This window comes from Variovorax paradoxus (assembly GCF_902712855.1).
GTDB classification, from domain to species: Bacteria; Pseudomonadota; Gammaproteobacteria; order Burkholderiales; family Burkholderiaceae_C; genus Variovorax; species Variovorax paradoxus_Q.
This window is the reverse complement of record NZ_LR743508.1, coordinates 661,059-686,905: the sequence shown is the minus strand read 5'-3', so window position 1 is coordinate 686,905 and position 25,847 is coordinate 661,059. Positions and strand designations below refer to the sequence as shown.

Here is a 25,847-nt window from a genome sequence, read left to right as displayed (position 1 = left end):
CCGGTAAGAAAAGGGATGGAGGTCGTTCGAAAGATCTGATTGAATCGGCTATTGGCTCCATCGAAAAGATCCACTTTTATCGATGTGCATGGGGCCAATTGAAAATCCCCGCATGAAATCCATCTGTGCCGACCTGGTGCTTCAGCGCCTCGCCCCCCGGGCCGACGCGGCCGGCGCCGCGCTCAACCGCCAGCTCTACGACTGCCTGCGCGAGGCCATCCTCGACGGCAGCCTGCCGCCGTCGAGCCCCCTGCCCGCCTCGCGCGACCTGGCGCGCGAGACCGCCATGTCGCGCAACACCGTGCTGCACGCCTATGCGCAGCTTCAGGCCGAGGGCTACGTGCATTCGCGCGTGGGCAGCGGCACCTTCGTGGCCGCGACCACGCCCGAGAGCCAGCTGAGCGCCGGCCGCGCGCGCGCCGCCGACGCCGATGTGCCCGGCACGGTGCGGCTCGCCAGGCGCGCGCAGGCGCTGGTGGCCGACGCCTCGGCCGCGCCGCGCCAGTGGGGCGCCTTCATGCCCGGCGTGCCCGACGTGACGCAGTTTCCGCACCGCGGCTTCGGGCGCATCGTGTCGCGGCTGTGGCGCGCGCCCACGCCGGAGCTGCTCACCTACTCGCACGGCGGCGGCCACCCGGCGCTGCGCGAAGCCATCGCCGAGCACCTGCGCGTGGCGCGCGCGGTGCGCTGCAACGCCGACCAGGTGCTGGTGACCGAAGGCGTGCACCAGGCCATCGACCTGTCGCTGCGCATGCTGGCCGACCCGCGCGACACGGTGTGGGTGGAAGAGCCCGGCTACTGGGGCTTCCACAAGGTGCTGCAGATGGACGGCACGCGCGTGCGCGCGCTGAAGGTGCAGACCGGCAGCGACAGCCCTGACAGCCCCGAAGCCGGCTGGCCGCGCGGCGGCACCCCGCCGCGGCTGATCTTCGTGACGCCCTCGCACCAGTACCCGCTGGGCTCGGTGATGAGCCTGGCGCGGCGCCGCGCGCTGCTCGACCACGCGCGCGCGTGCGGCGGCTGGATCTTCGAGGACGACTACGACAGCGAATTCCGCTTCGCGGGCCGCCCGATTCCCTCGATGCAGGGGCTGGAGCCCGACAGCCCGGTGATCTATGTCGGCACCTTCAGCAAGACGCTGTTCCCGGGCCTGCGCGTGGGCTACATGGTGCTGCCGCGCGCGCTGGCCGCGCCCTTCCGCACGGCGCATGCCGACCTGTACCGCGAGGGCCACGCCATCACGCAGGCGGCGCTGGCCGAGCTCATCGGCCAGGGCCACTACGCGGCGCACATCCGCCGCATGCGCGTGCTGTATGCGCGGCGCCGCGCGCTGCTGGCGGGCCTGATCGCCACGCACCTCGGGCCGGCGTACCTGCACCCGCAGGCCAGCAACGCCGGGCTGCACCTGGTGCTGCAGTTGCCTGCGGGCTGCGACGACGTCGCGATCTCGCGCGCGGCCGAGGCACAGGGCGTGCTGACCCGGCCGCTGTCGCGCTACTACCGCCGCAGCGGTGCGCAACGCGGGCTCTTGCTGGGCTACGCGTGCGTGCAGGAGGCCGACATCGAACCGGCATTTCGCGTGCTGCTGGAGTGCCTGCGGCGCGCCCGGGCGACTTGATGCGGGTCCGGCCTGAAGGACGCGACAGCCGCCAGCAGCAGCCTCTTGCCGCCGCGCGCTGTTTTATGGCCACAGGCGCTCGAACTACCGCATTCGTACTATTGCGCTCAACGGTATGCAGGTCTATGGTTGCGAATACTTACACTGCAATTGTTCTTTGCACAGGAACGAGTTACCTCGGCTTTTGAATGTTGACTGCAACGACATTTCTGCTGGCTTTGCTGCTGATGCTGGTCGCGCGCGAGGTCTACTTGGCGCTGTGGCTTCATCGTTCCACGCGGATCCAGCGCAGTCGCCAGGGTTGGGTCGCCACGGAAATCCGCCGCCGCGTGGCCATGGAAGAAGTGCCGGTGCATGTTTCGGCGTACCCGTTGCCGCGCGAGGAGCGCATCCTGGTGAGCCGCGTTCTGGGCCTCGTGATCTGGCACCGCGAAGTGAGCGTGGGCTTGCCAGCCAGCGCCTGCGAGCGGCTGTCCGCGATTGCGCCGCAGGAGTTCGATCAGCAGTTCCCGCCTTGGCTGCGCCTGGGCGTTGTGCAGATCTGAGCCGGCGCGTCTGGCTCGCGCGAACCAGCCGTCACGTTCGCCGCCATTCGAGCGGATGACGGCGATCCCGAAGGCACTGCTTCAACTGAATGCCTCGACTTGCCGGATGAGCCTGCCGCGCCGCGCACGAAACTCATGAGGGGTCCGGCGCCAGCAGCTTCAGCCTGACCAGGCTCTCGGCGGTCGCGACGATCGCTTCCTCGGCCGGCCGCGGATTCCAGCCGAGCAGGCGCCTGGCCTTCGCGCTGGTGGCGTTCATGTTCACGCCGAGGATCGGCACGATGTCCTTCATCCTCGGGTCCCGCCACGCGCCCAGGCGAACCAGCCAGTCCGGCAGACTGCGTGTAGCGACCTTGCTTGCCGCCGCACCCATGCGGGCGCGCAGGATCCGGGCCACCTCGGCGAACCAGATGCTTTCGCCCGCGATCGCGAGAAAGCGCTCGCCGTTGCCGGCCGGATCGACCATCGCGCGCAGGTGCAGGTCTGCCACGTCGCGCACGTCGACGAAGCCCGAGTTGATCCGCGGCAGGCCCGGCTGGCCGTCCATCATGGCCTTGATGATCCGGATCGAGTGGGAGTAGTCCGCGCCCAGCGCCGGCCCGAGAACCGCCGTCGGATTCACCGCCGACAGCTCGAGCCCGCGGCCTTCGTTGCGGATGAACTCCCACGCGGCCCGCTCGGACAGCGTCTTCGACTTCTGGTACGGCGCGACGTTGCCCGTGAGGTCGCTCCAGTCATCCTCGTTGAAGGGCCGGTTCATGGGCTTGTGGCCAACGCCCACCGCGCCGAATGCGGAAGTGAGCACCACACGCGCAACCCCTGCATCGCGCGCCGCGCGCAGCACGCGCAGGTTGCCGTCGACCGCGGGACGGACCCAGTCCTCTTCGGTGGCGTACGTGCCGGAGGGCGTCGGCGAAGCGCCGTGGATCACGTAGCGGCATCCGCCGGCGGCCTCTGCCCAGCCGGCATCCGAGCCCAGGTCCGCGACCACGAACGACAGGCGCGCGCGCGGTTGCGCGCCTCCAGTCCCGAGGTTGTCGCGAACCTCCGCCTCCCTGGCGAGCGACCGCACCGTCGTGCGGACCTGGTAGCCCTGGCTCAGCAGCGCAAGGATGCAATGCTGCGCGATGAACCCAGTGCCTCCGGTGACCAGCACCAACTCTTGACTCATGTGTATTCCCCTGGCGTCCTGCGCCAACTGCGTTGAACTTCCCGACCTGGCGGCTGGCCGTCTGCATAACGACCGCTGTCAGGACCGGGCCCAACGATATGAGCGAGGCGCCGTACTGTGAATGCTTGAAAGTCCGCCTTGCTTGCGCGATAGTCCGGAAATGAGTGCCGATCCGTTCTCCGACATCCTTCGCCTGACGCAGGCCTGCAGCCTGCTGACGGGCGGCTTCACCGCCAGCGGCGAATGGGCGATCCGGTTCCCGGCGCCCGACAAGATCAAGTTCTTTGCCGTCGTGCACGGGGGTTGCTGGGTTCGGCTCGAAGGCGAGCCGGAGCCGGTGCGCTTCGACACCGGCGACGTGGGGCTGCTGTCGGCGCCCCGGTGGTCGGTGCTGTCGAGCGGCCCCGATGTCGAGCCGGTCGATGCCATGGAACTCTTCTCGGGCGCCGGCCGGTCGTCGGCGCGACTGGGCGACGGCAGCGAGTTCGCGCACATCGGCGGCCACGTGCTGCTCGACCCGGTGAGCGGGCCGCTGCTGCTGAACGCGCTTCCGCCGTGGATCCACATCCGCGCCGCCGCGCCGCAGGCCCCGGTGTTCCGCTGGCTGCTCGACCAGCTCGTGCAGGAGCGGGCCGGGGCGGAGCCGGGCGCGCAGGTGGCCTCCGCGCAGCTCTCGCAGCTGCTGTTCGTGCAGATCCTGCGCGCACACCTGAAGAACGCGGAACCTCTTGCCGCCGGATGGCTGCGGGCGTTGAGCGACCCCCGCATCGCCCCGGCCCTCCGGTTGATGCATGACGATCCTGCGCGCGCCTGGCACCTCGAGGATCTGGCAAGCGCCTGCGCGATGTCGCGCACCACTTTCGCTCTTCACTTCAAGGCCTCCGCCGGAGTCGCGCCGCTGACCTACCTGACCGAGTGGCGCATGCGCCTGGCCGAACGCACGCTCGGCGAAGAGGCCACGCCCGTGGCCGTGGTGGCGCAGACGCTGGGGTACGCATCGGAGAGCGCTTTCAGCAACGCGTTCAAGCGTGTCACCGGGAGTTCGCCCACGGCCTATCGCCATGCACTGCGGACATCCCATGGACGGGCGACGGCGGGGCCGGCGCGCACCGCGGGAAGCGCGGGCCGCATTGCCGGGTAGGCGCGCTTTCGCCGGACGGCGCGGGCACGGCACGGCACGGCATGATTGAGTTGACGGTCTCTTCGATGCCGACGCGCACGCGTCCCCTGGGCTGGCGGATGTACTGTGGATCGAAGCGCCGCGAGGTGTCCGGTACGCCGACGATCCGCAGCAGCTTCCGGCGCCGGAACGAGCGCGCGGGATCACCCGGAAACGTCCTGTCGATGACGTCGGGATCGTCTTCGTACGCGCCCGTGGTTTAGACGATGTCCATGCGGCTGCGGCGGTCTCCATGGCCGAGGGCTGGCCGGCGCCAATGCGCTTCCTGCAGCGCTTGCGATCGCGGGCCACCGCAGGCGAATCCCCTGGGGAAAGGTTGCACAATGCCGCGCTGGCCCTTACGCCGAAGGCGTCGCGCCTGTGCTTCGCCTTTCAGCCCAATGTAATGACAAGAATGAAACGACTGCGCACCAACGTCGAAGGACTCGACACCATCCTCAACGGCGGCTTGTTCGAGGGCGGCGTCTACATCTTCGAAGGCCCTCCCGGCGTCGGCAAGACCACTCTGGCCAACCAGATCGCCTACACGCTCGCGCGGCGGGAAACGCGGACGCTGTACGTGACCATGCTGGCCGAGTCGCACGCGCGCATGCTCCAGCACATGGAGGGACAGGTCTTCTTCGACCATCAGGACGTCAACGCGCAGGTGTTCTATGTCAGCGGCTATCGCGAGTTCGAGCAGGGCGGCCTCAAGGCCGTGGTGGGTCTGCTGCAGGGCGAGCTCATCCGCCATCGTGCAGGATTGCTGGTCATCGACGGCCTCGTTGTCGGAGGTCCCATCTCGATGTCGGACGACTCCGTGCGGCAGTTCGTGCACGAACTGCAGAGCCTGGTCAGCGCGCTGTCGTGCACCTGCCTCATCCTGACGAGCGGCAACGGCAATGCGTTGAGCGCCGAGCAGACGATGGTCGACGGCATCTTCTCGTTCGAAGACTACGGCTTCCACTGGCGTGCGGAGCGCCGCATTCAGGTCAGGAAGTTTCGCGGCAGCCAGATCATCCGGGGCAGGCATACCTTCTGCATTTCGTCGCGCGGGCTCCAGTTTTTTCCGCGCCTCGAAAGCCTGCCTCCGCCCGCCTCCAGCGGCACGCTCGGGCCCGGCACGCTTCCCTTCGGGCTGCCCGCACTGGACAGCGTCCTACGAGCTGGCGGGGTCCTTGCGGGCAGCGCCTCGGTGTTGACCGGGCAAAGTGGCTCGGGTAAGACGACCCTGGCGCTGGCGTTCGCCGCAGCTTCGACGACGCAGGCACCCGGATTGCTCCTGCCATGCACCGAACTCGTGGGAGACCTGCGGCGCGGCGGCGCGGAACTGGGTCTTGGGGTCGCACACACAATGGATTCCGGCGCGCTCGTCGTCGAGCCTCTGGGTCAAGAGGATGAATCGATGGACGAGATGGGACACAAAGTGCTGCGCCTGGTCGATGAGATGAAGATACGCCGCCTCGTCGTGGACGGGCTCGCCGGCCTTGCCGACACGTTGGCGTTTTCCGAGCGTGGCTACAGGTTCCTCGGGCGCCTGCTGCTGGAACTCAAGGCCCGAGGCGTGACGTCGCTATTCACTGTCGACCCTGCCGCTCTCGCTGCCGCAGCCGATTCCCCTCTGGCCGAAGGCGTCGTCGGATGGTTCGACAACGTGTTTGCGTTCGATGCGTCTCCCGCGCCGCATGGCGCGGACCGGCCGCCCGGGCGAATTCTTTCCATCATCAAGATCCGCGGCAGCCAGGCCTCCCAGGCATCGGTGGACGTGGATCTGTCCCTGCAGGATGCAAGCGTGTCTCCGAGCGCTTGAATGAAAGCCCGTCCCGATGAAATTCATTCTGGTTGTCGAGGACGAGCACGGGAGTGCGCAGATCGTGCGTCTCCTGCTGGAGTCCGAAGGCTATCGCGTGGCCCTGGCCGGCAACGGCCGGGCCGCCCTCGAGATGCTTTCCGGTGAAGCGCCCGCGCTGATCCTCTCCGACTTCATGATGCCGGTCATGAACGGCGGCGAACTCGGCCAAGCGGTACGCCGCGACGCGGCGCTGTGCCAGATCCCTTTCGTGATCATGAGCGGCACCGACGAGGAAATCGTGCGGCGAACTTTTCAGGGTTACGACGCCTTCCTGGTCAAGCCATTCGAACTCGACCCGCTGCTGGCGCTGATCAAGCGGCTGGTGACGAACGGACGCCCGCCCCAGCCCAGCAGCGAGGCGATCGGGGCATCGATGAAGCAGCTCATGCGGGGCATCCGGTTGCCAGGCCACAGCGACTGAACGCCGGGCCGCCGCTGCGCAGCGGCCTCGCGGCTACCTTGACGTTCCAGCCTCCGTCTTCACGGACGCGGAAACCGGCTCCCGGTCATCGGCGGCGTTGCCAAGCTCGGGCATCGGCGGCGGCACGAGCTGCTCGATGATCCGGACGCGTCGCACGACCAGTTCGTCGATCTCCAGCCGGCGGATTCGGGCCCGTCCCACGAAGAGCCGGCCGACCGCCAGCGCACCGACGGCCAGCGCCCCGAGCGCTGCAGCGCCAACCACGATGGAGCCCAGCGCAGCCGTGCCCACGGCATGGGCGCCCGTGGCGGCCGCAGGCAAGGCACGGGCGGATTTTGATGGCATCAACTTCATCGAAAACCTCCTGGTTTGCACAACACGAACGATCCTGCTTCAACCACACCGGCCTCTGGTCGCGGCGCGTGCAGGCGCAGCCTCCCGCGAACATGGCCGGGGCGCAAGACTCACGAGAGCCCGGAGCCGGCCGGCCGTGCGCGCCTACTCGCGGGCGAAGCGCATCTTGCATCTGTCGACCGCGGCGGTCCCGGCTGCGAAGCCCGAGAAGCCGGCGAAGTTGGAACGGGAAACCGTCAGCACGCCGTCGGCGCCCACCTCGGCACGCAGGTACGGCCGGTCGCCGTACGAAAGGACGACCCGAAAGCCATAGCCGCGCCTCGTCTGGCTCGACTGCTGCGGCAGGGCGCCCCGCTCGCTCGCACCGGAAAAGCCGTTGTACAGGCATTCGGAAAGCTCGTTCACGTCGTCGAGCCGGTACTTGACCTCGACGATGGTCCTGGCGCCGTCCGGTGCGAAGAAGCTGTCGGCCTGTTGGGGGCTGCTGCAGCCGACGGCCGACAGGATGGCAAGAAGGGAAAGCGCTTGTCTCAAGACCATGGGCTCCGGGCTCGCGTTGATCGGGTTTGCATCGAACGCATGATGTCATCGGATCGTGCGGTCGGGGGAGCGCAGGTTCTTCACGACGATGAACCTCGATGGGCCGATTCAGCCGGAGTGCCGCATGAAGCGCCGGCTTCCGGTGCGATCCGCATCGCTCATCCGGCCAGGCTTCGCATCTCGGCCTCCATCCACTCGCAGAAGCGCCGCGCGACGCGCGATTCCGATCGCCGCTGATAGCGATAGCTGCCGATGCTGACGGGCTCGAATCCGGGCAGGACGGCCAGGATGCCGGAGCGGATTTCCCTCGCGGTGAGAACGGGCGGTGCGAGCACCATGCCGAGCCCCGCAACGCAGGCATGAAGCGCCGCATCGTCCGTGTCGAACGCATGCGTGAAGCGGAGGTCCGCCAGCGAGATGTCATGGCGCTCTCCCCAGAGTGCCCAGTCCCGGTTGCCGGCCGCACGCTGGATCGCGGGCAAGTCGGAAATGGCGATCCGCTGCACGTCGGGGCCCTGCGGCAGCAGGCGCGGCGCAACCACCGGGCGACTCGTGTCGCAGGCCAGCATGGCCCAGCCTTCGGCGGCCTCGTCGTCCCGGAAGTAGCGGATGCCGACATCGCAGAAAGGCGCGACAAGGAAGCCTCTCGCGGGGCCTGTCTCCACCCGCACGCGTGCCTCGGGGCACACCGCGCGAAAGCGGTCCAGGCCAGGAATCAGCCAGCGCACCGCGAACGAGGTCGATGCCTGCACGCTGATTTCGGTTTCGTCGCGGCGCAAGGCGTCCGTCGATCGCTCGATGAGCGCGATGGCCGGGGCGACCTCTTCATGGAAGCGCCGTCCCGCGTCGGTGAGTGAGATGGTGTTGCTGCCGCGGCGCAGCAGGTCGACACCCAGTTCGTCCTCGAGCTTCCTGAGCTGATGGCTCACCGCGCTGGAGGTCACGCACAAGGCGTCGCCTGCGGCCGTCAGGCTTCCGGTGCGCGCCACGGTGGCGAACACGCGGACAGCGTTGAGAGAAATGCGGTGCGCCTTCTGCATGAATTTTCCTCAGGGTGGCCTCGAAATGCTCGTGCGAGTTTCGCGCGTGCGGCCGCCACAATCAAACGCAGACTCCCGCTGCCATACAGCGCACCGGTCGTTTTCCCTGCCATCGGGCAAGCGGCTGCTGCAGGCCTGCCTGGGCCAGTTTTTCTCATCGCCGTCGATAGCCGCCACCGTTCACTTCCGCATGCGCCGCCTGCCGCTTCATTACCGCGACCTGATCGCGCTTTCGGTGCCGATCGCAGGCATCCAGTTTGCGCAGATCGCGTTGACGACCACCGATCTCATGATGATGGGACTCATCGGCACGCAGGCGCTGGCGGCGGGCGGCCTGGCCCTGCTTCTGCACAACCAGTGCCGCACGATGTGCGTCGGCATGGTGACCGGCGTCGGCAATCTGATCGCGACGTCGATCGGGCGCAGCGAGAGCCGTGCGGAGGGCGGGATGCCGGATGCCATCGCGCGGGAAGACATCCGCGACCTCGTTCGCTCCGCCCTGCTGCTGGCCACGCTGGCGGCGCTGGCCGCCGGCGGGCTGCTCGCGGGCCTCGGCGAATGGCTGCGGTTCCTCGGACAGGACGCGGCCGTGGTCGCGCTCGCCAGGCCGATGACGATCGCGCTCGCGCCCGGATTGCTGCCGACGGTCTGGCTCAATGTGCTGCGGCAGTTCGCCGTCGGCATGCGCCGGCCCGGTTCGCTGCTGGGGGTGACCGTGGTGTCCATTGCCGTGAACGCACTGCTGAATGCGGTCTTCATCCACGGCTGGCTGGGCATGCCGCGGCTGGGGCTGACGGGCGTGGCGCTGTCGACCACGCTGGTGCAGGCGTGGACCTTTCTTGTCTATCTTCGCGCCGTGCGGCGCGACGCGGACCTCGGGCACCTCGTCTGCCTTGCCTTCTGGCGCGCAAAGCCCTCCACGGTGCTGAAGATCGCAAGGATGGGAGCGCCCATTTCGCTGGCGTACGGCCTGGAAGCGGCAGTGGCATCCGTCGCGTCCGTGCTGATGGGAGGTTTCGGCCCGGTGCTGCTGGCCGCCTCCAACGTCGTCAACCAGCTGGGCAAGATCGTCTACCAGATCAACGTCGGCCTGTCCCACGGCGCATCGATCATGGTCAGCCGTGCCGTGGGGCGCGGACGCCACGAGGAGATCGGCGCGATCGCGCGGGCTGCACTCGTGAGCTGCTTCGCGCCGATGGCGGTCATCGGGCTGGCCTGCCTGCTCGCTCCACGGCTCGTGCTGTCGCCGTTCCTGGGCGGAACCCGCGCGGACCCGGCCGTAGTTGCCATGGCGACTTCGCTGCTCTGGTTCGGCGTGGGCAACCAGTTCCTCTCGGGCTCGCAGAACATCTGCATCGGCCTGCTGCGCGGCCTCGGAAACACGGCATCGGGACTGGCCAACACCGTCATCGGCTACGGGTTCATCGGCCTGCCTGCCATGCTCCTCTGCAGCCATGGCCTCGGCGGGGGCGGCGAGGGCGTGTGGCTGGGCACCTGCATCGCCTTCGGCGCCACGAGCCTGCTGCTGTGGCGGCGCTTCACCGCCGACGTGGCGCAACTGCCGCATGCTCGGCCGGCGCCCGAGCCCCCTGGCTGAACGCAGGTGCCGCGATCAGTCTCCCGGCTTCCGCAGCACGGTTTCCCCGGTTCGCGGATCCGTCAACGTGACGTTCTCGAGCGCCTTGATCCGCCATGCGCCACCCCGCCGCACGAGCACCGCGAGGATCAGCGTGTCGACGGCGTGCGGGCCCGCCGGATGAGCGGCACCGGCCGCGAGACGGCTCCAGAAGTGCACGACGGCCGCGCCGTCGCCGAGGGCGGCCACGTCGATCAGGTCGTTCGCCAGCGTCGAACGCTGTAGATGGTCGCGTGGATGGGCGCATGCAACGCGACGATCGCCTCCACACCTCGCACGTAGTGGCCGAACCGGTTGACGAACGTCGCGTCGTCATGGAACAGCGCGCCGAAGCGGGCCATGTCGTGGTCGTTCCATGCGGCCTGGAATGCGTGGGGGGCGTCTTCGGGTCGTTTCATCCTGTTCCTCCGGCGGGTCGGTGGCAATGGCGCGTGCCGATGTGCGGATGACCTATGCGAGCTGCAGCAGGATCCGTGCGAACGCCTCGGGCGCGAGCCGGGGAACATCGTGCGCGCAGTCGAGGCGGTGCGTGGTCCACTCGGGGTCGAGCCGCAGGCGCTCATACGGCGCGATGAACGGGCTGCCCTCCCATCCGGACGCGACGAGGAAAGTCTTGCTGCCCACCTTGCGCCACTCGCCGGTGAGCCTGATCGCCTGTAGGAAGGTCGCGATCGGACGGGGCCGGCATCGCTTGTCGAGATGGGCCGAAGGCGCGCAGGTCAGGCCGTCCGCGGCCACGCCCGCGACGAACCGCTCGCGGTACGCCGGGGTGGTGAGCGACCAGAGCGATTCACCGTCTTCGGGCACATAGGCGTCCGCGTAGACGATCGCCTTGACGTGCGACGGCACCTGGTCTGCCGCACCGGTGACGACCATGCCGCCGTACGAATGGCCGACGAGGACCGCGGGTGCATCGCCTTCGCGAAGCACCCGCACCACCTCGTCGACGTGACGCGCGAGGTTGACGCCGCTCGCGGGCTCGTCGCCCAGCCCCGCGAGCGTGAGCGCCCGCACTTCGTGGCCTTCGCCCTGCAGCGCATGGCCGACCGCGTCGAATGCCCAGCCGCCGTGCCAGCCGCCCGGCACCAGAACGAACCTTGTCATCGTGCGTGTCCTTTCGATGGCGAACCCGGGTGCATGGCTGCACGCTCCCGCGTGAGTCACATGATGCGCGCGATGCGTTCTCGCAGGCGCGGCGTCGCGAAGTCGAGGAAGGCACGCAGCTTCAGCGGCAACGGCGTCTGGCCCGCGTGCACGAGGCTGACGGGCAGCGGCGTCGACTCGAACGCCTCGAGCACGACGCGCAGCGCCTGCGCACGGATCGCATCCGCGACCTGGTAGGACAACACGCGGACCAGCCCGACGCCCAGCGTGGCCGCGGCGATCGCGGCTTCGGCGGTGTTGACCGTCAGCCGCGACCGGACGGGCACGGACAGCTGCGACTTGCCGGTTCCGAACATCCATGCGCGCATGGAGGCCAGCACTTCGAAGGTGACGCACGCGTGCGCCGCAAGGTCCTTCGGGCTGGCCGGCACGCCGTGCAGCGCGAGGTACGCCGGGCTGGCGCAGACGACGCGCCGCACCGTGCCCACGCCCGTTGCCATCATCGTGCTGTCGGGCAGCTCGCCGATGCGGATGGCTGCGTCGGCATGCTCGTCCATCAGGTGCACCACGCGGTCCGTGAGCACGAGATCGACGCCGATCTCGGGGTACTGCGCCAGGAACTCCGCGACCACGGGCACCACGTGCAGCCGCCCGAACATCTCCGGCGCGGTGACCACCAGCTCGCCCTTGGGCGAGGCGTACTCCCCTGCCGCGGCGCGCTCGGCTTCGCCGATCTCCTCGAGGATGCGCCGGCAGGCGGCCACGTACGACAGGCCGGCTTCCGTCAGCGAGAGCTGCCGCGTGGTGCGGCGCAGCAGCCGCGTTCCCAGGTGCGACTCGAGATCCGCCACCTTGCGGCTGACGGTGGTCAGGGGCATGTCGAGCAGGCGCGCCGCGGCGGACAGGCTGCCGGCATCGACGACGGCGACCAGCACGGACATGGCATCGAGGCGGTTCATTCGGTACTGCCGATTTTCGGAAGAATCATTCCCGATGTTGAGGGATTCTCTTCATGAATGCAAACACCTAAGGTACGGACTCGCCCTTCGCAGCACGGCATTCCGCCGCGCACGAGGGCACCTTCCGAAGGAGAGCGCCGTGAACGGCCAGCCCACCACCACCGCCAGCGCGGCAGCGCCCACGGCTGCATCGCGCGGCAAGATCGTCATGATGGCCGTCATTGCCGGCGCAGTGATCACCAACATCTACTGCACGCAGCCCATCCTGCCGCTGATCGCGTCCGGCTTGCAGGTGGACATCGCCACCGTCGACCTCGTCGCCGGATCGGCGCTGCTCGGCTTCGCCGCCGGGCTGGCGCTGCTGCTGCCGCTGGGCGACCGCTTCGACCGCCGCAAGCTCGTGCTCGGTCAGATCGCCGGGGCCTTCGTGTTCGCCTCGGCGGCATCGCTGGCGCCCGGCATCTGGGCACTGGTCGCGGCGTCGTTCGCGCTGGGCATCGTCAGCTGCGTGCCCCAGCAGCTTGTGCCGTTCGCGGCCGTGATGTCGCTGCCGAGCGAACGCGGACGCTCGGTGGGCACGGTCGTGAGCGGGATCATGGTGGGCATCCTGCTGGGCCGCACGATCAGCGGGGTGGTCGGCGCGGCCTGGGGCTGGCGTGCGGTCTACGGCGTGGAGGCGGCGTTCATGGTGCCGGTGTGGATCGCAGCCGCGAGGTTGCTGCCGCGCGGCGTGCCGAGCACCGACCTGTCGTACGGCCGCCTGCTCGCGTCGCTGTGGCCGCTGGTGCGCGACCACCGCCCGATCCGCGAATCGATGATGGTGCAGGCGCTGCTGTGGGCCTGCTTCAACGCCTTCTGGGTGAACCTGGCGGCGCTGCTGGCCAGCGGTCCGTGGCACCTGGGCAGCGCCTGGGCCGGCGGCTTCGGCATCATCGGCGCGGCCGGCGCCATGGCGGCCTCGCTCGGTGGCCGCGCCACCGACCGGCTCGGCCCGCGCAGCGTCGTGGGGGTGAGCATCGGCATCGTGACGGTGGCTTTCATTCTGCTGGCCGGCGCGGAGTCTTCGCTCGTGTTCCTGGTGATCGGCGTGGTGGTGCTCGACATCGGCGTGCAGTCGGGCCTGGTGTCCAACCAGACCCGCGCCTTCGCGGTCGATCCGAAGGCGCAGGGCCGCATCAACAGCCTCTACATGACCGCCACGTTCTCCGGCGGGGCGCTCGGCGTGATGGTCAGCGGCTGGCTGATGGCGCGCTGCGGCTGGAGCGGCATCGTGGGCTTCGGCATCGTGCTGGGGCTGGCCGCGGCGGCGATCCACCGGATCGGCACGCCGCGCCAGGCACGGCCACAGGCCTGAGCACGGGAGCGCCGCTGCGCCTCAGATGCTGGTGCCGGCCACGATCGCGATGCCGCGGATCTGGCCCGCCGCCGCCGCACCGGCCGGCTTCGGATAGCGCAGCGGTGAGAAGCGGTGCAGCAGCTCGGCCTCGCGGATGCGCGCTGCCTCGAGGTTCGCGAGCTTCACATGGCCGAAGCCGCGCACCGACATCGGCAGCGCCGCCACGCGCGCCGCGGTCGACTGGTTGTCGGCCGTGAGTTCGCCCGACATGCCCTGCAGCAGTCCGTCGAAGTGCGAGATCAGTTCGCGCTCGGTGCGCCGCTCCTCGGTGTGGCCGAACAGGTCGAAGGCCGTGCCGCGCAGCCGCTTGCCGTGCGCCAGCCACTTCATGGCGGGCAGCATCCATGCACCCAGGCGCACCTTGGCCGGAGCCTTGCCATGTGCGGGTCGCGACAGCAGCGGCGGTGCCATGTGGAACTCGAGCTTCAGGTCGCCTTCGAACTGGTCCTTGAGCTTCTGCATGAAGGCGCCGTCGGTGTAGAGGCGCGCCACTTCGTACTCGTCCTTGTAGCTCATCAGCTTGAGCAGGCTGCGCGCGGCATTGCGCGTGAAGGGCAGGCTCGCATCGCCGCCCTGGAGCGCGGACTCGACCTTCTGCAGCGCACGGATTCGCGTTTCGAAGCGATCGGCCCATGCCGCATTCTGGTAGCCGGTGAGGTGACGGCGCGCTTCGGCGATCAGCGTTTCCAGCGGGCGGTCGTCGCCCTGCTGCGACGGCGTTGCCACCGGCGCGGCGCGCAACTGGTCGAGCGCCGCGGCATCGCCGGCAGCCAGGCGGCCCAGCGAGAAGGCCGACTGGTTGGCGGCCACGGCCACGCCGTTGAGTTCGATTGCATGCATCAGCGCCTCGAGGCTCAGCGGAATCAGGCCGCGCTGCCACGCGTAGCCGGTGGCGACGATGTTCGAGGCCAGCGTGTCGCCGAGGAATTCCTCGGCCAGGCTCTGGGCATCGAAGGTCTCGACCTGTTCCTCGCCGGCCACGAAGCGCATCTTCTCGAGCAGCAGGTCGACGTGCAGGTCGGCATCGGGGTTGCGCAGCGACTCGGCCACGGGAATCTCGTGCACGTTGGCGAGCACGCGGGTGCGGCCGTGGCGCACGGTCTGCAGCGCATCGGGCGACGCGCCCACCACCACGTCGCAGGCCAGGATGGCGTCGGCCTGCTGGGTGTCGATGCGCACCTGGTTCAGGCGCTCGGGCGCATCGGCCAGCCGCACGAAGCTCAGCACCGAGCCGCCCTTCTGCGCGAAGCCCATGAAGTCGAGCACGCTGGCCGACTTGCCTTCGAGGTGCGCTGCCATGGCGATCACCGCGCCCACCGTCACCACGCCGGTGCCGCCCACGCCCGTCACCAGCAGGTCGTAGGGAGCGGCCCAGGCGTGCGCCGCCGGGTGCGGCAGCGCGGCCACGCGGTGCAGGAAGGCATCGCGCCCGGCCGCCAGCGCCCCGCTCTTGCGGCGCAGCTTGCCGCCGGTGACGCCCACGAAGCTCGGGCAGAAGCCCTTGGCGCACGAGTAGTCCTTGTTGCAGCTGGTCTGGTCGATCTTGCGCTTGCGGCCCATCGGCGTCTCGTGCGGCAGCACGGCCACGCAGTTGCTCTGCACGGTGCAGTCGCCGCAGCCTTCGCACACGGCCTCGTTGATGTACAGGCGCTTGGGCGGGTCGGCCAGTTCGCCCTTCTTGCGGCGGCGGCGCTTCTCGGCGGCGCAGGTCTGCTCGTAGATCAGCACCGTCACGCCGGCCATCTCGCGCAGGCGGCGCTGCACGTCGTCGAGCGCGGCGCGGTCGTGGAACTCGGTGCCGTGCGGAAAGCGGTTGCGGATGTCGTCGTACTTGCCGATGGCATCGCTCACCACGACCACCTTGGTGACGCCCTCGGACTCGACCTGCCGCGCGATGGCGTCGACGCTGATGACACCGTCGACGGGCTGGCCGCCGGTCATGGCCACCGCGTCGTTGAACAGGATCTTGTAGGTGATGGTGGCCTTGGCCGCCACGGCCTGGCGGATCGCGAGGTAGCCCGAGTGGTAGTAGGTGCCGTCGCCGAGGTTCTGGAACACGTGCGGCGTCTTCGTGAACATGGCGTGCGAGATCCAGTCGACGCCCTCGCCGCCCATCTGGATCAGGCCCGCGGTGCTGCGGTCCATCCAGTTGGCCATGAAGTGGCAACCGATGCCCGCGCGCGCGGTCGAGCCCTCGGGCACCTTGGTGCTGGTGTTGTGCGGGCAGCCGGCGCAGAAGTAGGGCAGGCGCTTGACGGCGTCGCTGGCGTTGCCCAGCAGCTCGGGCGGCGTGAAGTCGCGCACGTGCTGCAGGTGGTCGCCCAGGTCGCGGTTCTCGGGGAAGTGCACGGCCAGCCAGTGCGCCACCAGCTCGATGAGGCGCGAGGGACGCAGCTCGCCGAGGGCCGACACCAGCGGCTGGCCTTCGCGGTCGTGCTTGCCGACGAGCACGGGCCGTGCGCCGGCGGGCGCGTTGTAGAAGATGTCGCGCAGCTGCGTCTCGAGCACCGCGCCCTTCTCCTCCACGATGAGGATCTCCTCGAGCCCCTGCGCGAAGGCCTTGATGCGCGTCTGCTCGACGGGAAAGCTCAGGCCCACCTTGTACAGCCGCACGCCGGCGCGCGCGAGCTGCTCGGGCGAGAGCTCGAGCCGGCGCAGCACTTCCATCAGGTCGTGGTGCGCCTTGCCGCAGGTGACGATGCCCACCTTTGCGTGCGGGCTCACGATCACGTGGCGGTCGATGCTGTTGCGCTTCGTGAAGGCGGCCACTGCCGCCAGCTTGTCCTCGAGCCGCGATTCGATGCGCAGCGAGGGCAGGTCGGGCCAGCGGTAGTGCAGGCCGTCGGCCGGCGCTGCATGGCCGGTGGCTGCGCGCACCGCCTCGGCGTCTTCCCAGGCGGCGACGCGCGCGTTGACCGCGTCGAGGTCGACCGTGCCGGCGCTCTCGACGATTTCCGAGAGCGCCGCCATGCCGACCCATGCGCCCGAGTAGCGCGACAGTTCGTAGCCGTACAGGCCGAACTCCAGGTACTCGGCCACGTTGGCCGGCTGCATCACGGGCATGCGCCAGGCCATGAAGGCGTGGTCGCTCTGGTGCGGCATGGAAGACGACACGCAGCCGTGGTCGTCGCCGGCCACCACCAGCACGCCGCCGTGCGGCGACGAGCCATAGGCGTTGCCGTGCTTGAGCGCGTCGCCCGCGCGGTCCACGCCCGGACCCTTGCCGTACCACATGGCGTACACGCCGTCGACGGTGCGCTCGGGGTCGGACTCGACGCGCTGCGTGCCCAGCACCTGGGTGGCGGCCAGCTCTTCGTTGACGGCCGGCACGAAGCGGATGCCGGTTTGCTTGAAGCGCTCGCCAGCCTTCCAGATGGCCTGGTCGACCATGCCCAGCGGCGAGCCGCGGTAGCCGCTCACGAAACCCTGCGTGTTCAGGCCGCGGGCTGCGTCGCGCTGGCCCTGCATGGCCAGGATGCGGATCAGCGCCTGCGTGCCGGTGATGAAGATGGAGCCGGCGTCGGCCCAGAGGTTGTCGGAGAGCTGGTAGTCGGGCCGTCTGAGCGCGGCGTGATGTGGGGCATTCATGCCCCGAATTGTTCTGCCGCGCGCAAAGGAAGTGCTTCTTCATTTCATGGGCGCAGACCCTTGTTTGGAGAGGAATCCACTTCCAGAGCGCGAATCGAGAAGGAAATTTTCTCGCTAACGCCCGATTGCAGGAATGGCAGCCTTCGCGCCGGCCCGCCCGGCCTCCGCCATCGGAGGGAGGCGCCGAGGTGTCCGAGGAGGTTTGTGCGCACTGCCGCCGCACCGGACCATGGAGGCTTCGCTTCAACGACACCGAAGGCCGGCCATGAACTCCCTGCAGCTCTCCAGTGCGCCGTGGCGGACCGCGAACATGGCCGCCCTCCGGGCCCGCGCCGGCGGCGTCGCGCGCTACCGTCCTTTCGGCGAGGCGCCCGATCGCGCGGCGCCGCTGGACGACCGGGACACCGATTTCCTCGCGCTGCTCAAGGCATTCCGCCGCTCGGGCGGCCTTGCCACCGGCGACGAGATCGCGGCGCGGCAGGCGTCGGGCGGCGTGTTGCAGCTCGCGCGCTGGATCCACGGCCGCGAGGTGCTGAACTTCGGATGGCGCGGGCGCATCTGGCTGCCGGTGTTCCAGTTCGAACGCATCGGCCTCGTGCTGTGCGACGCGCCTTCGCGCGTGGTCGGCGAACTCGCGCCGGTGCTCGACGGCTGGGAACTGGCGAACTGGTTCACCGCGCCGCACGCCGCGCTGGACGACCGGAGCCCGCTCGACATGCTGCCCGACGATCCCGGGCGCGTGATCGACGCGGCGCGGTCGAGCAGGTTCCTGCACCGGGGTTGAGCGCCCGCGCGGCATGGAGGCGGTGACTAGGGCGTGTTCACACTATTTCTGGCGTCGCGTTGGCCGGCAAAGGGGCGGGCTGCAAGGCGCGCGTGCGCAGCAAGGCTGATGCCTTGCAAGCGCGGGCAACGCCGCAGACGGCCCCTTTGCCGGCCAACCCGAAGGGAAGGCCTGTCACGGCGGGCCACTCGGCGTTGCGCTCCTTGCATGGGCATACGCACATGCGGCGTCGCGCGCCTTGATCGGCCCGCCGTGACAGGCCTTCGCGACGCCAGAAATAGTGGGAACACGCCCTAGAATCGCCCCCACATCGCGATGAATGCCGGCACCGTAACCCTCGACGAGCACTGCCTCAAGATCCTGTCTGCGCTGCAGCACGACGGGCGCCAGACCGTGCAGCAGATCTCCGAGGCCGTGGGCCTTTCGCCCACGCCGTGCTGGAAGCGCATCAAGGACATGGAGGCGGCCGGCGTCATCCGCGGCTACACCACGCTGGTCGATCCCGAACTCGTGGGCTTGCACGTCTCGGCCGTGGCCGAGGTGAACCTCGACCGGCACAGCGAGGCGATGGTGCAGCGCTTCGAGGAGGCGGTGGCCGCGAGCCCGCAGATCATCCGCTGCGTGTCGGCCACCGGACCGGCCGACTACATCCTCAACGTGACCGTGCCCGACATGAAGCACTACGAGCGCTTCCTGCACGAGGTGCTGTTCAGTCTGCCCGGCGTGACGCACGTGCGCTCGAGCATCGTGCTGCGCGAGATCAAGTCCGAAGGCGCGCTGCCGCTCGGGCACCTGCTGGGCGCCAAGGCCGGCGTGGCCGCTCCCCGGCGCGGATAGCCCGCACGGCGATCCCTGCGTCGCGACGCAGCGGGCCGGCTCCAGCACCGCCCCCGCCCCAGCCGCCATGTCCACGTCCACGTCCACGACGCGCACGGTTCCCGAGACCTCCTGCATGACGTGCAAAGCAGCTTTTCGTTGGGTGCCGGCCTGCCGCCCGTACCCGGAAATAGACTGAACGTCGCGAGCACCCCGGCGACGCCGCCCGGGCCCTTCGACAACTACAAGGAGACACCAGGAATGATCCGCAGGACCATCCTTTCGGCATTCACGGGACTGCTGCTGGCCGGCACAGCCGCCTTCGGCAGCGCCCATGCCCAGCAGCCCATCCGCATCGTCGTGCCCTTCTCGCCCGGCGGCGGCACCGACCAGTACGTGCGCCTGCTCGCCTCGGAGCTGACGAAGCGCGGCAGCCTCGTGATCGTCGAGAACAAGCCCGGCGCCAGCGGCATCGTGGCCGCCGACTACGTGGCACGCTCGCGGCCCGACGGGCTGACCGTGCTCATGTCGTCGCTGAGCACGCTGACCAGCAACACGGTGCTCTACGACAAGCTGCCCTACGACCCCGCGAAGGACTTCGCGCACGTCACGCAGATCGCCTACCAGCCCGCGATCATCGTGGGCCGCATGGACCTGCCGTACACCAACATCAAGGAGATGGTGGCGTACGCCAAGGCGAATCCGGGCAAGATCAACCGCGGCTCGCCGGGCGCGGCCATCCTCACCAACCTCGCGCCGATGTCGTTCGAGAAGATGGCGGGCATCGGCACCACGCACATCCCGTTCCCCGGCGATTCGCCCGGCATCCAGGCACTGCTCGGCAAGCAGATCGACGTGCACGGCACCTCCATCACCGGCCCGCTGCCGCACATCCGCGCCGGCAAGCTGCGCGTGCTCGGCGTGATGGACAACCGGCGCCTGCCGCAGGTGCCCGAGGCGCCGACCTTCAAGGAGCAGGGCTTCGACATCGAGGCGCCGCTCTGGTATGCGCTGTCGGTGCCCGCGGCCACGCCGAAGGACGCCATCACCCGCCTGAACGCATCCGTCAACAAGCTGGTGACCGATCCGGAGTTCATCGCCCGCGCGCGCGCCATCGGCATGGAGCCGCGCGGCGGCAGCCCCAAGGAGATCACCCGCTTCATCCGCACAGAGCACGAACGCTGGGCGCCGCTGCTGCAGAGCCTGAACCTGGTCAAGGAAGCGCAGTGAGCGCCTTGTTCGACGGCACGGTGGCGCTGGTCAGCGGCGCGGGCCAGGGCATCGGCCGGGCGATCGCGGCGCGGTTGCTCGAGGCCGGCTGCCGCGTGGCCATCACCGACACGCAGCTCGAACCCGCGCGCCGGGCGGCGCTGGAAACCGGCCACGGTGCCGACCGCTGCCGGCCGTATGCCCTGGACGTGCGGGACACCGCGCAGTGCGAGGCGGTCGTCGCCGAGCTCGCGCAAGCGTGGGGCGACGTCGGCGTGCTCGTGAACAACGCGGGCATCGGCGGGCGCAGCGCACCGGGCGACGCCGCCGGGCTTGCGGACGACATCGACCGCGTGATGGCGGTCAACGTGAAGGGCGTGCTCAACCTCACGCTGGCCTGCGCCGCGAGCCTGGAGCGCACGCGCGGCGCGGTCGTCAACGTGGCGTCGATCACCACGCTGGTGGCCACGCGCGCGCACATCGCCTACGGTGCGTCGAAGGGCGCGGTCGGGCAGCTCACGAAGTTCCTCGCGCGCGACCTCGGGCCGCGCGGCGTGCGGGTGAACGCGGTGGCGCCGGGCCTGGTGATGACGCCGATGACCCGCCACGTCGCGGACGATGCCGCTCGCTTCGGCGCGATGGTCGAGCGCACGTTCCTCAAACGCGCCGCCGAGCCCGAGGACATCGCCGGGCCGGTCGTGTTCCTGGCGTCGGAGCAGGCCCGGTACGTGACGGGCACGGTGATGCCGGTGGACGGCGGCTACACGGCGAACTGATCGCGCCTTGCGCCGCCGCGCCGGCGCATGGGTTGCGAGGAACCTGGCCTGGCGCGGCGCGCCCGGCCTTGACGCACATCAAGCCCGCGCGCCGGGGCGCTCCGGATACTGGACGAACACCTCTTCATCCACTCCAGGAGCCATGCCATGTACCAGCGAATCCTTGTTCCCGTCGATGGCAGTTCGACATCCGGCCGCGGCCTGGCCGAAGCCATCCGCCTCGCGAAACTCACCGGCGGCCGGCTGCGGCTGGTCCATGTGATCGACGAACTCTCGTTCGCGCTCGCGATGGACGCGTACGCGGGCTATGCCGGCGACTGGCTCAAGGAATTGCGCGCCGGCGCCGCGCGGCTGCTCGAGGAAGGCCGCGCGCAGGCCGCAGCGCAGGGCGTGGACACCGACGTGGTGCTCTGCGACAGCTTCAAGGGCACGGTGCACGACCAGGTGGTGGCGCAGGCGCTGGCGTCGCAAGCCGAACTGATCGTGATCGGCACGCACGGCCGCCGCGGGCTGGGCCGCTGGGTCATGGGCAGCAGCGCCGAGCACATCCTGCGCATGTCGCCCGTGCCGGTGCTGCTGGTGCGCGCGCCCGAGGAACTCGCCAGGGCCGAGTCGGAGCGCTTCGCGCTGCCGGCCGGCGAAGTCGCCAGCCAATAGCGCAAGCACGTCGCGGCTGCCATCAGGCGTAGGAACGCAGCCGCACCGAGAAATCGGCCAGCGGCGCGATGCCGCTGTCTTCCGCGCGTTCGCACCAGTCCTGAAGGCGCCGCACGAGCTGTTCGCCGGTGGCGCCCGAGCGGGCCCACAGAACGGTGAGTTCGCGGCGCATGGCGTACATGGTCTGCAGCGCCTGCGAAGCGTTCAGCGCCGACGACAGCTGCGCCTGGCGCGACGGGCCGAGCGCGCCCTCGTCCTTGCCCAGCCAGGCCTTCACGCCGCGCAGCGCGCGCGCCTGCTGCGGCGCGTGCTCGCGCAGCCGGCCGAACTCGCGCGCATAGGTCTTCTTCAGCGAACGCGTGTAGTTCGACAGCACGTCGTAGTGGTGGCGGATGACGGCCTGCACCGTGTCGAGGTCGATGTCGGCGCGCGGCGCCACCAGCCGCGGCTTCGGCGCCAGGTGCTTCACCCTGGCCAGGCCCACTGCCTGCAGCATGCGGATGTAGAGCCAGCCGATGTCGAACTCGTACCACTTGCTCGACAGCCTGGCCGAGGTCGGAAACGCATGGTGGTTGTTGTGCAGCTCCTCGCCGCCGATCACGATGCCGATGGGAAAGAGGTTGGTGCTGGCGTCCGCCGCGGGCCAGTTGCGGTAGCCCCAGTAGTGGCCGATGCCGTTGACCACGCCGGCCGCCCAGAACGGAATCCAGGCGATCTGCACGAGCAGCACGAGCGCGCCCGGCACCACGCCGAACAGCGCCATGTCGGCGAGCCCGGTCAGCACGATGCCCAGCACCTGGTGGCGGGTGTACAGATGCCGCTCGATCCAGTCGTCGGGCGTGCCGTGGCCGTAGCGCGCCAGCGTTTCCTTGCTGGAAGCCTCCTTCGCGTACAGCGCCACGCCGCGCCACAGCACGCGGCTCAGCCCGTACACCTGCGGGCTGTGCGGGTCGTCGGGCGTCTCGCACTTGGCGTGGTGCTTGCGGTGCACCGCGGCCCATTGCTTCGTGACCATGCCGGTGGTCAGCCAGAGCCAGAGCCGGAAGAAATGGCTCGCGGCCGGATGCAGTTCCAGTGCGCGGTGCGCCTGGTGGCGGTGCAGGAAGATGGTGACCGATGCGATGGTGACGTGCGTGAGCGCGAGCGCGGCGAGCACGCAGCCCCACCATGGGAGATCGAGAGCGCCTGAGAAAAGCAGTGAATGCATGCGAGCGAACCAGTGGAAAGACCGGCGGATTCTGGGCGGCGCGCGCACGCCCGGCCTTGACCTGCATCAAGCGCCGAAGCTGCCGCGCGCGAGCACGCGTGCTACGCTTCCCGCGATCCCCCGCCTGCTCCCCTCCTGCATGAAAACCGCACCCCACATCGCGGTGCTCGACGACGAAGTCGACATCACCCGGCTGCTGGCCAACTACCTGCAAGGCCACGGCTTCCGCGTGACCGAGCTGCACGACGGCGCCGCCCTGATGACGCTCATGGCCACCGACCCGGCCGACCTGGTGCTGCTCGACCTCGGCCTGCCCGGCGAGGACGGCTTCTCCATCGCGCGGCGCATGCGCGAGCGCTGGCAGTGCGGCCTCGTCATCGTCACCGGGCGCGGCGACGCGGTCGACAAGGTGGTCGGGCTGGAGGTGGGCGCGGACGACTACGTGACCAAGCCCTTCGATCTGCGCGAACTGGTCGCGCGCGTGAAGGCGGTGCTGCGGCGGCTCACCCCGATGCCCATGCCGGCGCCGATGGCCGCCGCGCCGGTCGCAGCCGCGGTGCCGGCGGCGGCGCCCGGCACGCTGCACTTCGCCGGCTGGCGGCTCGACACCGCGGCGCGCCGGCTCGACGATCCGCAAGGCGTGGAGGTGGCGCTCACCGGTGGCGAGTTCGACCTGCTGTGCGCCTTCGCACGAAATCCGGGGCGCGTGCTGTCGCGCGACTTCCTGCTCGAGCAGACGCGCGGGCGCGAAGCCGCGCCCTTCGACCGCACTATCGACGTGCAGGTCGGCCGCCTGCGCAAGAAGATCGAGGCCGATGCGGACCATCCGCAGCTCATCAAGTCGGTGCGCGGCGCGGGCTACATCCTCGTGCCGCCGGTCTCGCATGGCTGACGCGGCAAGCCACCCCGCCGCCCTCGCGCTGCCCTCCGGCATCGAGGAGGGCAGTGTGTTCCGCTCGCTCTTCATCGCCTACCCCGACGGGCTGCTGCTGGTGGACCGCGCCGGGGCCATCGTGCTGGCCAACCCGTCCGCGGCGTCGCTGCTGGGCTATGCCGTCGAGGAACTGCCGGGCCTGAACGTCGACGTGCTGGTGCCCGACAGCATCCGCCCGCGCCATGCGTCTTACCGCGACGCCTACGGCCGCGCGCCGCGACCGCGGCCCATGGGCACCGACATGGAACTCGTCGCCAGGCGCAAGGACGGCAGCGAGGTGATGGTCGAGATCGCGCTGAGCCCGCTGCAGGACCATGGCCTGCCGTTCGTGGTGGCAGCGATCCGCGACATCGGCGCCTATCCGCGGGTGAAGCAGGCGATGCAGCGAGCGCGCTACAGCGACCATCTTGCGCAACTGGGCCGTCTGGCCGTGGACACGCGCGACCTCGCCGTGGTGCTCGAGCAGGTGCCGCGCATCGCCGCCGAGGGCCTCGAGGCCGAGGTGGCGACGGTGCTGCTGCTGGAGCGCAGCGGACTCGAGTTCCGCGTGGCGAGCGCACTGGGCCATGTGCCCGGCGAGGAGATCGGCGCGCGCATCGACAACCGGCCCGACACGCCGCCGGGCTTCGTGCTGTCGCAGGGCCGCCCGGTCGTCGTTGCCGACTACCGCGAGGAGCGCCGCTTCGCGGTGCCGCCGGCCTACCTGCAGGCGGGACTGGTGAGCGCGCTGGCGGTTCCGCTGTCGGACCGGGGCCGCGTGATCGGCATGCTGTCGGTGCGTTCGCGGCAGGCGCGGCGCTTCGGCGGCGAAGAGCAGCACTTCCTGGAATCGCTCTCCAACCTGCTGGCCACCAGCCTGCAGCGCGTGCAGACCGAGGAGGCACTCGCGCACTCGCAGCGGCTGGAAACCGTGGGCCAGCTCACCGGCGGCATCGCGCACGACTTCAACAACCTGCTGACAGTGATCCAGGGCAATCTGCAGGTGCTCGAGGAGCTTCCCGCGCTCGCGCAGGACCCCCATGCGCAGCAGTTGGTGGCGGCCGCCGCGCGCGCCAGCCGCCGCGGCGCCGAACTCACCGGCAAGCTGCTGGCCTTCTCGCGGCGGCAGGTGCTGCAGCCCGACATGGTCGACACGCACGCGCTGCTGCATTCGCTCGCCGACATGCTGCGCCGCACGCTCGACCAGCGCATCCACATCGCCGTCGATGCGGATGCCGGCCACCCGCCGGTGCTGGCCGACCCGGTGCAACTCGAGTCCGCATTGCTGAACATCGCCATCAACGCGCGCGACGCCATGCCCGAAGGCGGCACGCTGCACTTCCGCGCCGAGGCCGGCGCGGTGCTGCCGCCTGCGCTGCGCACGGAGCCGGAGAGCAAAAGCGGCGACAGCAGCCATGGCCGTGCCCGCTTTGCCGCCATTTCCGTTTCGGACACCGGCACGGGCATGGCCGACGAGGTCAAGGAGCGCGCGTTCGAACCCTTCTTCACCACCAAGGAGGCCGGCCGCGGCACCGGCCTCGGCCTGAGCACGGTGTACGGCTTCGCCACGCAGTCGAAGGGCGCCGTGGCCATCGACAGCGCGCCGGGCCGCGGCACCACCGTGACGCTCTACTTGCCGCAGTGCGAGGCCCACGAACAGCCCGAAGACATCTCCGCGCCGGCGTTCGCCGACACGCCTGCCGACGAAGCGATTCCACCGGGCCTGCGCGTGATGCTGGTCGAGGACGATGCGGAAGTGCGCAAGGTAGTGCGCACCTTCCTGGCCACGTTGGGCTGCGATGTGCAGACGGCCGCGAACGGCGAGGAGGCACTGGCGGCCATGCAGCCCGGCGATGCGCCTGCCGACCTGCTGCTGAGCGACATCGCGCTCGGCGCCGGCATGCGCGGCACGCAGCTCGCAGCCGAGGTACAGCGGCGCTTTCCGCGCATCGCGATCCTGCTGATGTCGGGCTTCTCGTCGGAGCTGCTCGACGCCGACCGGGACATGCCGCAGGGCTGGGAGCTGCTGCCCAAACCCTGCACGCGCGGCGAGCTCGCGCGCGCCATCGCGCGGCTGCTGGCTGCGCAGCCGCCGGCCTGAA

24 protein-coding genes and 1 pseudogene are annotated in these 25,847 nt (G+C 69.6%); 14 read left to right on the top strand and 11 right to left on the bottom strand.

Annotated elements, in window-relative coordinates:
• Window positions 1–112 precede the first annotated feature (112 nt).
• On the top strand, window positions 113–1,618 hold the full coding sequence (locus AACL56_RS29730) for a PLP-dependent aminotransferase family protein (RefSeq protein WP_339093599.1): 1,506 nt from the start codon (window positions 113–115) through the stop codon (window positions 1,616–1,618).
• A gap of 218 nt (window positions 1,619–1,836) precedes the next feature.
• On the top strand, window positions 1,837–2,163 hold the full coding sequence (locus tag AACL56_RS29725; RefSeq protein ID WP_339093598.1) for a hypothetical protein: 327 nt from the start codon (window positions 1,837–1,839) through the stop codon (window positions 2,161–2,163).
• Window positions 2,164–2,296: 133 nt separating this feature from the next.
• Here the strand turns inward: AACL56_RS29725 and AACL56_RS29720 are convergent, their stop codons facing one another.
• Complete coding sequence (locus AACL56_RS29720) at window positions 2,297–3,334, bottom strand: SDR family oxidoreductase (protein WP_339093597.1); 1,038 nt, start codon at window positions 3,332–3,334, stop codon at window positions 2,297–2,299.
• A 121-nt stretch (window positions 3,335–3,455) separates the two neighbouring features.
• Between AACL56_RS29720 and AACL56_RS29715 the strand changes: the two genes are divergently transcribed.
• Window positions 3,456–4,475, top strand: coding sequence for an AraC family transcriptional regulator (locus tag AACL56_RS29715; protein WP_425337092.1), 1,020 nt, complete (start codon window positions 3,456–3,458; stop codon window positions 4,473–4,475).
• Here the strand turns inward: AACL56_RS29715 and AACL56_RS34365 are convergent.
• Window positions 4,366–4,698 (bottom strand): annotated as a pseudogene (locus AACL56_RS34365) (NAD(+)--rifampin ADP-ribosyltransferase); the annotation flags it as partial. The gene AACL56_RS29715 and the pseudogene AACL56_RS34365 sit on opposite strands and share 110 nt — an antisense overlap.
• Window positions 4,699–4,908: 210 nt before the next feature.
• On the opposite strand from AACL56_RS34365, the gene AACL56_RS29710 reads away from it, so the two are divergent.
• Window positions 4,909–6,303 (top strand): RAD55 family ATPase, encoded by a 1,395-nt coding sequence (locus tag AACL56_RS29710; RefSeq protein ID WP_339093595.1) that lies wholly within the window; start codon window positions 4,909–4,911, stop codon window positions 6,301–6,303.
• 16 nt (window positions 6,304–6,319) lie between these two features.
• Window positions 6,320–6,766 carry a response regulator gene (locus tag AACL56_RS29705; protein ID WP_339093594.1) on the top strand — a complete coding sequence of 149 codons (447 nt, stop codon included), beginning with the start codon at window positions 6,320–6,322 and terminating at the stop codon, window positions 6,764–6,766.
• A gap of 33 nt (window positions 6,767–6,799) precedes the next feature.
• Here AACL56_RS29705 and AACL56_RS29700 read toward each other — a convergent pair whose 3' ends face one another.
• From AACL56_RS29700 to AACL56_RS29690, 3 genes are all read right to left on the bottom strand, one after another.
• On the bottom strand, window positions 6,800–7,120 hold the full coding sequence (locus tag AACL56_RS29700) for a hypothetical protein (protein ID WP_339093593.1): 321 nt from the start codon (window positions 7,118–7,120) through the stop codon (window positions 6,800–6,802).
• Between the two features lie 144 nt (window positions 7,121–7,264).
• Window positions 7,265–7,660 (bottom strand): hypothetical protein, encoded by a 396-nt coding sequence (locus tag AACL56_RS29695; protein WP_339093592.1) that lies wholly within the window; start codon window positions 7,658–7,660, stop codon window positions 7,265–7,267.
• A gap of 158 nt (window positions 7,661–7,818) precedes the next feature.
• Window positions 7,819–8,700, bottom strand: a complete 882-nt coding sequence (locus tag AACL56_RS29690; protein WP_339093591.1) for a LysR family transcriptional regulator — start codon at window positions 8,698–8,700, stop codon at window positions 7,819–7,821.
• 190 nt (window positions 8,701–8,890) lie between these two features.
• On the opposite strand from AACL56_RS29690, the gene AACL56_RS29685 reads away from it, so the two are divergent.
• Entirely contained in the window at window positions 8,891–10,297 is a 1,407-nt protein-coding gene (locus AACL56_RS29685; protein ID WP_339093590.1) for an MATE family efflux transporter, read from the top strand.
• 15 nt (window positions 10,298–10,312) lie between these two features.
• On the opposite strand, the gene AACL56_RS29680 is transcribed toward AACL56_RS29685, so the two are convergent.
• From AACL56_RS29680 to AACL56_RS29665, 4 genes are read right to left on the bottom strand one after another with little or no spacing between them, the layout of a single operon-like run.
• The gene (locus tag AACL56_RS29680; RefSeq protein ID WP_339093589.1) at window positions 10,313–10,525 is read right to left on the bottom strand and encodes a hypothetical protein; all 213 of its coding nucleotides are present in this window, start codon (window positions 10,523–10,525) and stop codon (window positions 10,313–10,315) included.
• A 5-nt stretch (window positions 10,526–10,530) separates the two neighbouring features.
• The gene (locus AACL56_RS29675) at window positions 10,531–10,734 is read right to left on the bottom strand and encodes a YybH family protein (RefSeq protein WP_339093588.1); all 204 of its coding nucleotides are present in this window, start codon (window positions 10,732–10,734) and stop codon (window positions 10,531–10,533) included.
• 52 nt (window positions 10,735–10,786) lie between these two features.
• Window positions 10,787–11,440, bottom strand: coding sequence for an alpha/beta fold hydrolase (locus AACL56_RS29670; protein WP_339093587.1), 654 nt, complete (start codon window positions 11,438–11,440; stop codon window positions 10,787–10,789).
• A gap of 56 nt (window positions 11,441–11,496) precedes the next feature.
• On the bottom strand, window positions 11,497–12,399 hold the full coding sequence (locus AACL56_RS29665; protein ID WP_339093586.1) for a LysR family transcriptional regulator: 903 nt from the start codon (window positions 12,397–12,399) through the stop codon (window positions 11,497–11,499).
• A 139-nt stretch (window positions 12,400–12,538) separates the two neighbouring features.
• Here AACL56_RS29665 and AACL56_RS29660 point away from each other — a divergent pair, with 139 nt between their 5' ends.
• A complete protein-coding gene (locus AACL56_RS29660; RefSeq protein WP_339093585.1) occupies window positions 12,539–13,753 on the top strand; it encodes an MFS transporter in 1,215 nt (404 codons plus the stop codon).
• Window positions 13,754–13,774: 21 nt separating this feature from the next.
• On the opposite strand, the gene AACL56_RS29655 is transcribed toward AACL56_RS29660, so the two are convergent.
• Window positions 13,775–17,383, bottom strand: coding sequence for an indolepyruvate ferredoxin oxidoreductase family protein (locus tag AACL56_RS29655; protein WP_339093584.1), 3,609 nt, complete (start codon window positions 17,381–17,383; stop codon window positions 13,775–13,777).
• A gap of 265 nt (window positions 17,384–17,648) precedes the next feature.
• Between AACL56_RS29655 and AACL56_RS29650 the strand changes: the two genes are divergently transcribed.
• The 5 genes from AACL56_RS29650 (at window position 17,649) to AACL56_RS29630 (ending at window position 21,625) form a co-directional block, all read left to right on the top strand.
• Window positions 17,649–18,167, top strand: coding sequence for a hypothetical protein (locus AACL56_RS29650; RefSeq protein WP_339093583.1), 519 nt, complete (start codon window positions 17,649–17,651; stop codon window positions 18,165–18,167).
• A 315-nt stretch (window positions 18,168–18,482) separates the two neighbouring features.
• Window positions 18,483–19,004, top strand: coding sequence for an Lrp/AsnC family transcriptional regulator (locus AACL56_RS29645; protein WP_339093582.1), 522 nt, complete (start codon window positions 18,483–18,485; stop codon window positions 19,002–19,004).
• Between the two features lie 240 nt (window positions 19,005–19,244).
• Window positions 19,245–20,213, top strand: coding sequence for a Bug family tripartite tricarboxylate transporter substrate binding protein (locus tag AACL56_RS29640; RefSeq protein WP_339093581.1), 969 nt, complete (start codon window positions 19,245–19,247; stop codon window positions 20,211–20,213).
• Window positions 20,210–20,968, top strand: coding sequence for an SDR family NAD(P)-dependent oxidoreductase (locus AACL56_RS29635; protein ID WP_339093580.1), 759 nt, complete (start codon window positions 20,210–20,212; stop codon window positions 20,966–20,968). Before AACL56_RS29640 ends, AACL56_RS29635 begins: the two co-directional genes overlap by 4 nt.
• Before the next feature lie 147 nt (window positions 20,969–21,115).
• Window positions 21,116–21,625, top strand: a complete 510-nt coding sequence (locus tag AACL56_RS29630) for a universal stress protein (protein WP_339093579.1) — start codon at window positions 21,116–21,118, stop codon at window positions 21,623–21,625.
• 22 nt (window positions 21,626–21,647) lie between these two features.
• On the opposite strand, the gene AACL56_RS29625 is transcribed toward AACL56_RS29630, so the two are convergent.
• A complete protein-coding gene (locus AACL56_RS29625) occupies window positions 21,648–22,832 on the bottom strand; it encodes a DesA family fatty acid desaturase (RefSeq protein WP_339093578.1) in 1,185 nt (394 codons plus the stop codon).
• A 139-nt stretch (window positions 22,833–22,971) separates the two neighbouring features.
• Between AACL56_RS29625 and AACL56_RS29620 the strand changes: the two genes are divergently transcribed.
• Together AACL56_RS29620 and AACL56_RS29615 are read left to right on the top strand one after the other, a co-directional pair.
• Complete coding sequence (locus tag AACL56_RS29620) at window positions 22,972–23,724, top strand: response regulator (RefSeq protein WP_339093577.1); 753 nt, start codon at window positions 22,972–22,974, stop codon at window positions 23,722–23,724.
• Entirely contained in the window at window positions 23,717–25,846 is a 2,130-nt protein-coding gene (locus tag AACL56_RS29615; protein ID WP_339093576.1) for a PAS domain S-box protein, read from the top strand. The genes AACL56_RS29620 and AACL56_RS29615 overlap by 8 nt, the downstream gene beginning before the upstream one ends.
• The last annotated feature ends 1 nt before the right edge of the window (window position 25,847 follow it).

What these genes read in the sequence shown, in the direction of transcription:
- AACL56_RS29730 (WP_339093599.1), top strand. Translation starts at nt 113, where the DNA reads ATGAAATCCATCTGTGCCGACCTGGTGCTTCAGCGCCTCGCCCCCCGG.
- AACL56_RS29720 (WP_339093597.1), bottom strand. Translation starts at nt 3,334, where the DNA reads ATGAGTCAAGAGTTGGTGCTGGTCACCGGAGGCACTGGGTTCATCGCG.
- AACL56_RS29715 (WP_425337092.1), top strand. Translation starts at nt 3,456, where the DNA reads ATGCTTGAAAGTCCGCCTTGCTTGCGCGATAGTCCGGAAATGAGTGCC.
- AACL56_RS29710 (WP_339093595.1), top strand. Translation starts at nt 4,909, where the DNA reads ATGAAACGACTGCGCACCAACGTCGAAGGACTCGACACCATCCTCAAC.
- AACL56_RS29705 (WP_339093594.1), top strand. Translation starts at nt 6,320, where the DNA reads ATGAAATTCATTCTGGTTGTCGAGGACGAGCACGGGAGTGCGCAGATC.
- AACL56_RS29700 (WP_339093593.1), bottom strand. Translation starts at nt 7,120, where the DNA reads ATGAAGTTGATGCCATCAAAATCCGCCCGTGCCTTGCCTGCGGCCGCC.
- AACL56_RS29695 (WP_339093592.1), bottom strand. Translation starts at nt 7,660, where the DNA reads ATGGTCTTGAGACAAGCGCTTTCCCTTCTTGCCATCCTGTCGGCCGTC.
- AACL56_RS29690 (WP_339093591.1), bottom strand. Translation starts at nt 8,700, where the DNA reads ATGCAGAAGGCGCACCGCATTTCTCTCAACGCTGTCCGCGTGTTCGCC.
- AACL56_RS29685 (WP_339093590.1), top strand. Translation starts at nt 8,891, where the DNA reads ATGCGCCGCCTGCCGCTTCATTACCGCGACCTGATCGCGCTTTCGGTG.
- AACL56_RS29675 (WP_339093588.1), bottom strand. Translation starts at nt 10,734, where the DNA reads ATGAAACGACCCGAAGACGCCCCCCACGCATTCCAGGCCGCATGGAAC.
- AACL56_RS29670 (WP_339093587.1), bottom strand. Translation starts at nt 11,440, where the DNA reads ATGACAAGGTTCGTTCTGGTGCCGGGCGGCTGGCACGGCGGCTGGGCA.
- AACL56_RS29665 (WP_339093586.1), bottom strand. Translation starts at nt 12,399, where the DNA reads ATGAACCGCCTCGATGCCATGTCCGTGCTGGTCGCCGTCGTCGATGCC.
- AACL56_RS29655 (WP_339093584.1), bottom strand. Translation starts at nt 17,383, where the DNA reads ATGAATGCCCCACATCACGCCGCGCTCAGACGGCCCGACTACCAGCTC.
- AACL56_RS29650 (WP_339093583.1), top strand. Translation starts at nt 17,649, where the DNA reads ATGAACTCCCTGCAGCTCTCCAGTGCGCCGTGGCGGACCGCGAACATG.
- AACL56_RS29645 (WP_339093582.1), top strand. Translation starts at nt 18,483, where the DNA reads ATGAATGCCGGCACCGTAACCCTCGACGAGCACTGCCTCAAGATCCTG.
- AACL56_RS29640 (WP_339093581.1), top strand. Translation starts at nt 19,245, where the DNA reads ATGATCCGCAGGACCATCCTTTCGGCATTCACGGGACTGCTGCTGGCC.
- AACL56_RS29630 (WP_339093579.1), top strand. Translation starts at nt 21,116, where the DNA reads ATGTACCAGCGAATCCTTGTTCCCGTCGATGGCAGTTCGACATCCGGC.
- AACL56_RS29625 (WP_339093578.1), bottom strand. Translation starts at nt 22,832, where the DNA reads ATGCATTCACTGCTTTTCTCAGGCGCTCTCGATCTCCCATGGTGGGGC.
- AACL56_RS29620 (WP_339093577.1), top strand. Translation starts at nt 22,972, where the DNA reads ATGAAAACCGCACCCCACATCGCGGTGCTCGACGACGAAGTCGACATC.
- AACL56_RS29615 (WP_339093576.1), top strand. Translation starts at nt 23,717, where the DNA reads ATGGCTGACGCGGCAAGCCACCCCGCCGCCCTCGCGCTGCCCTCCGGC.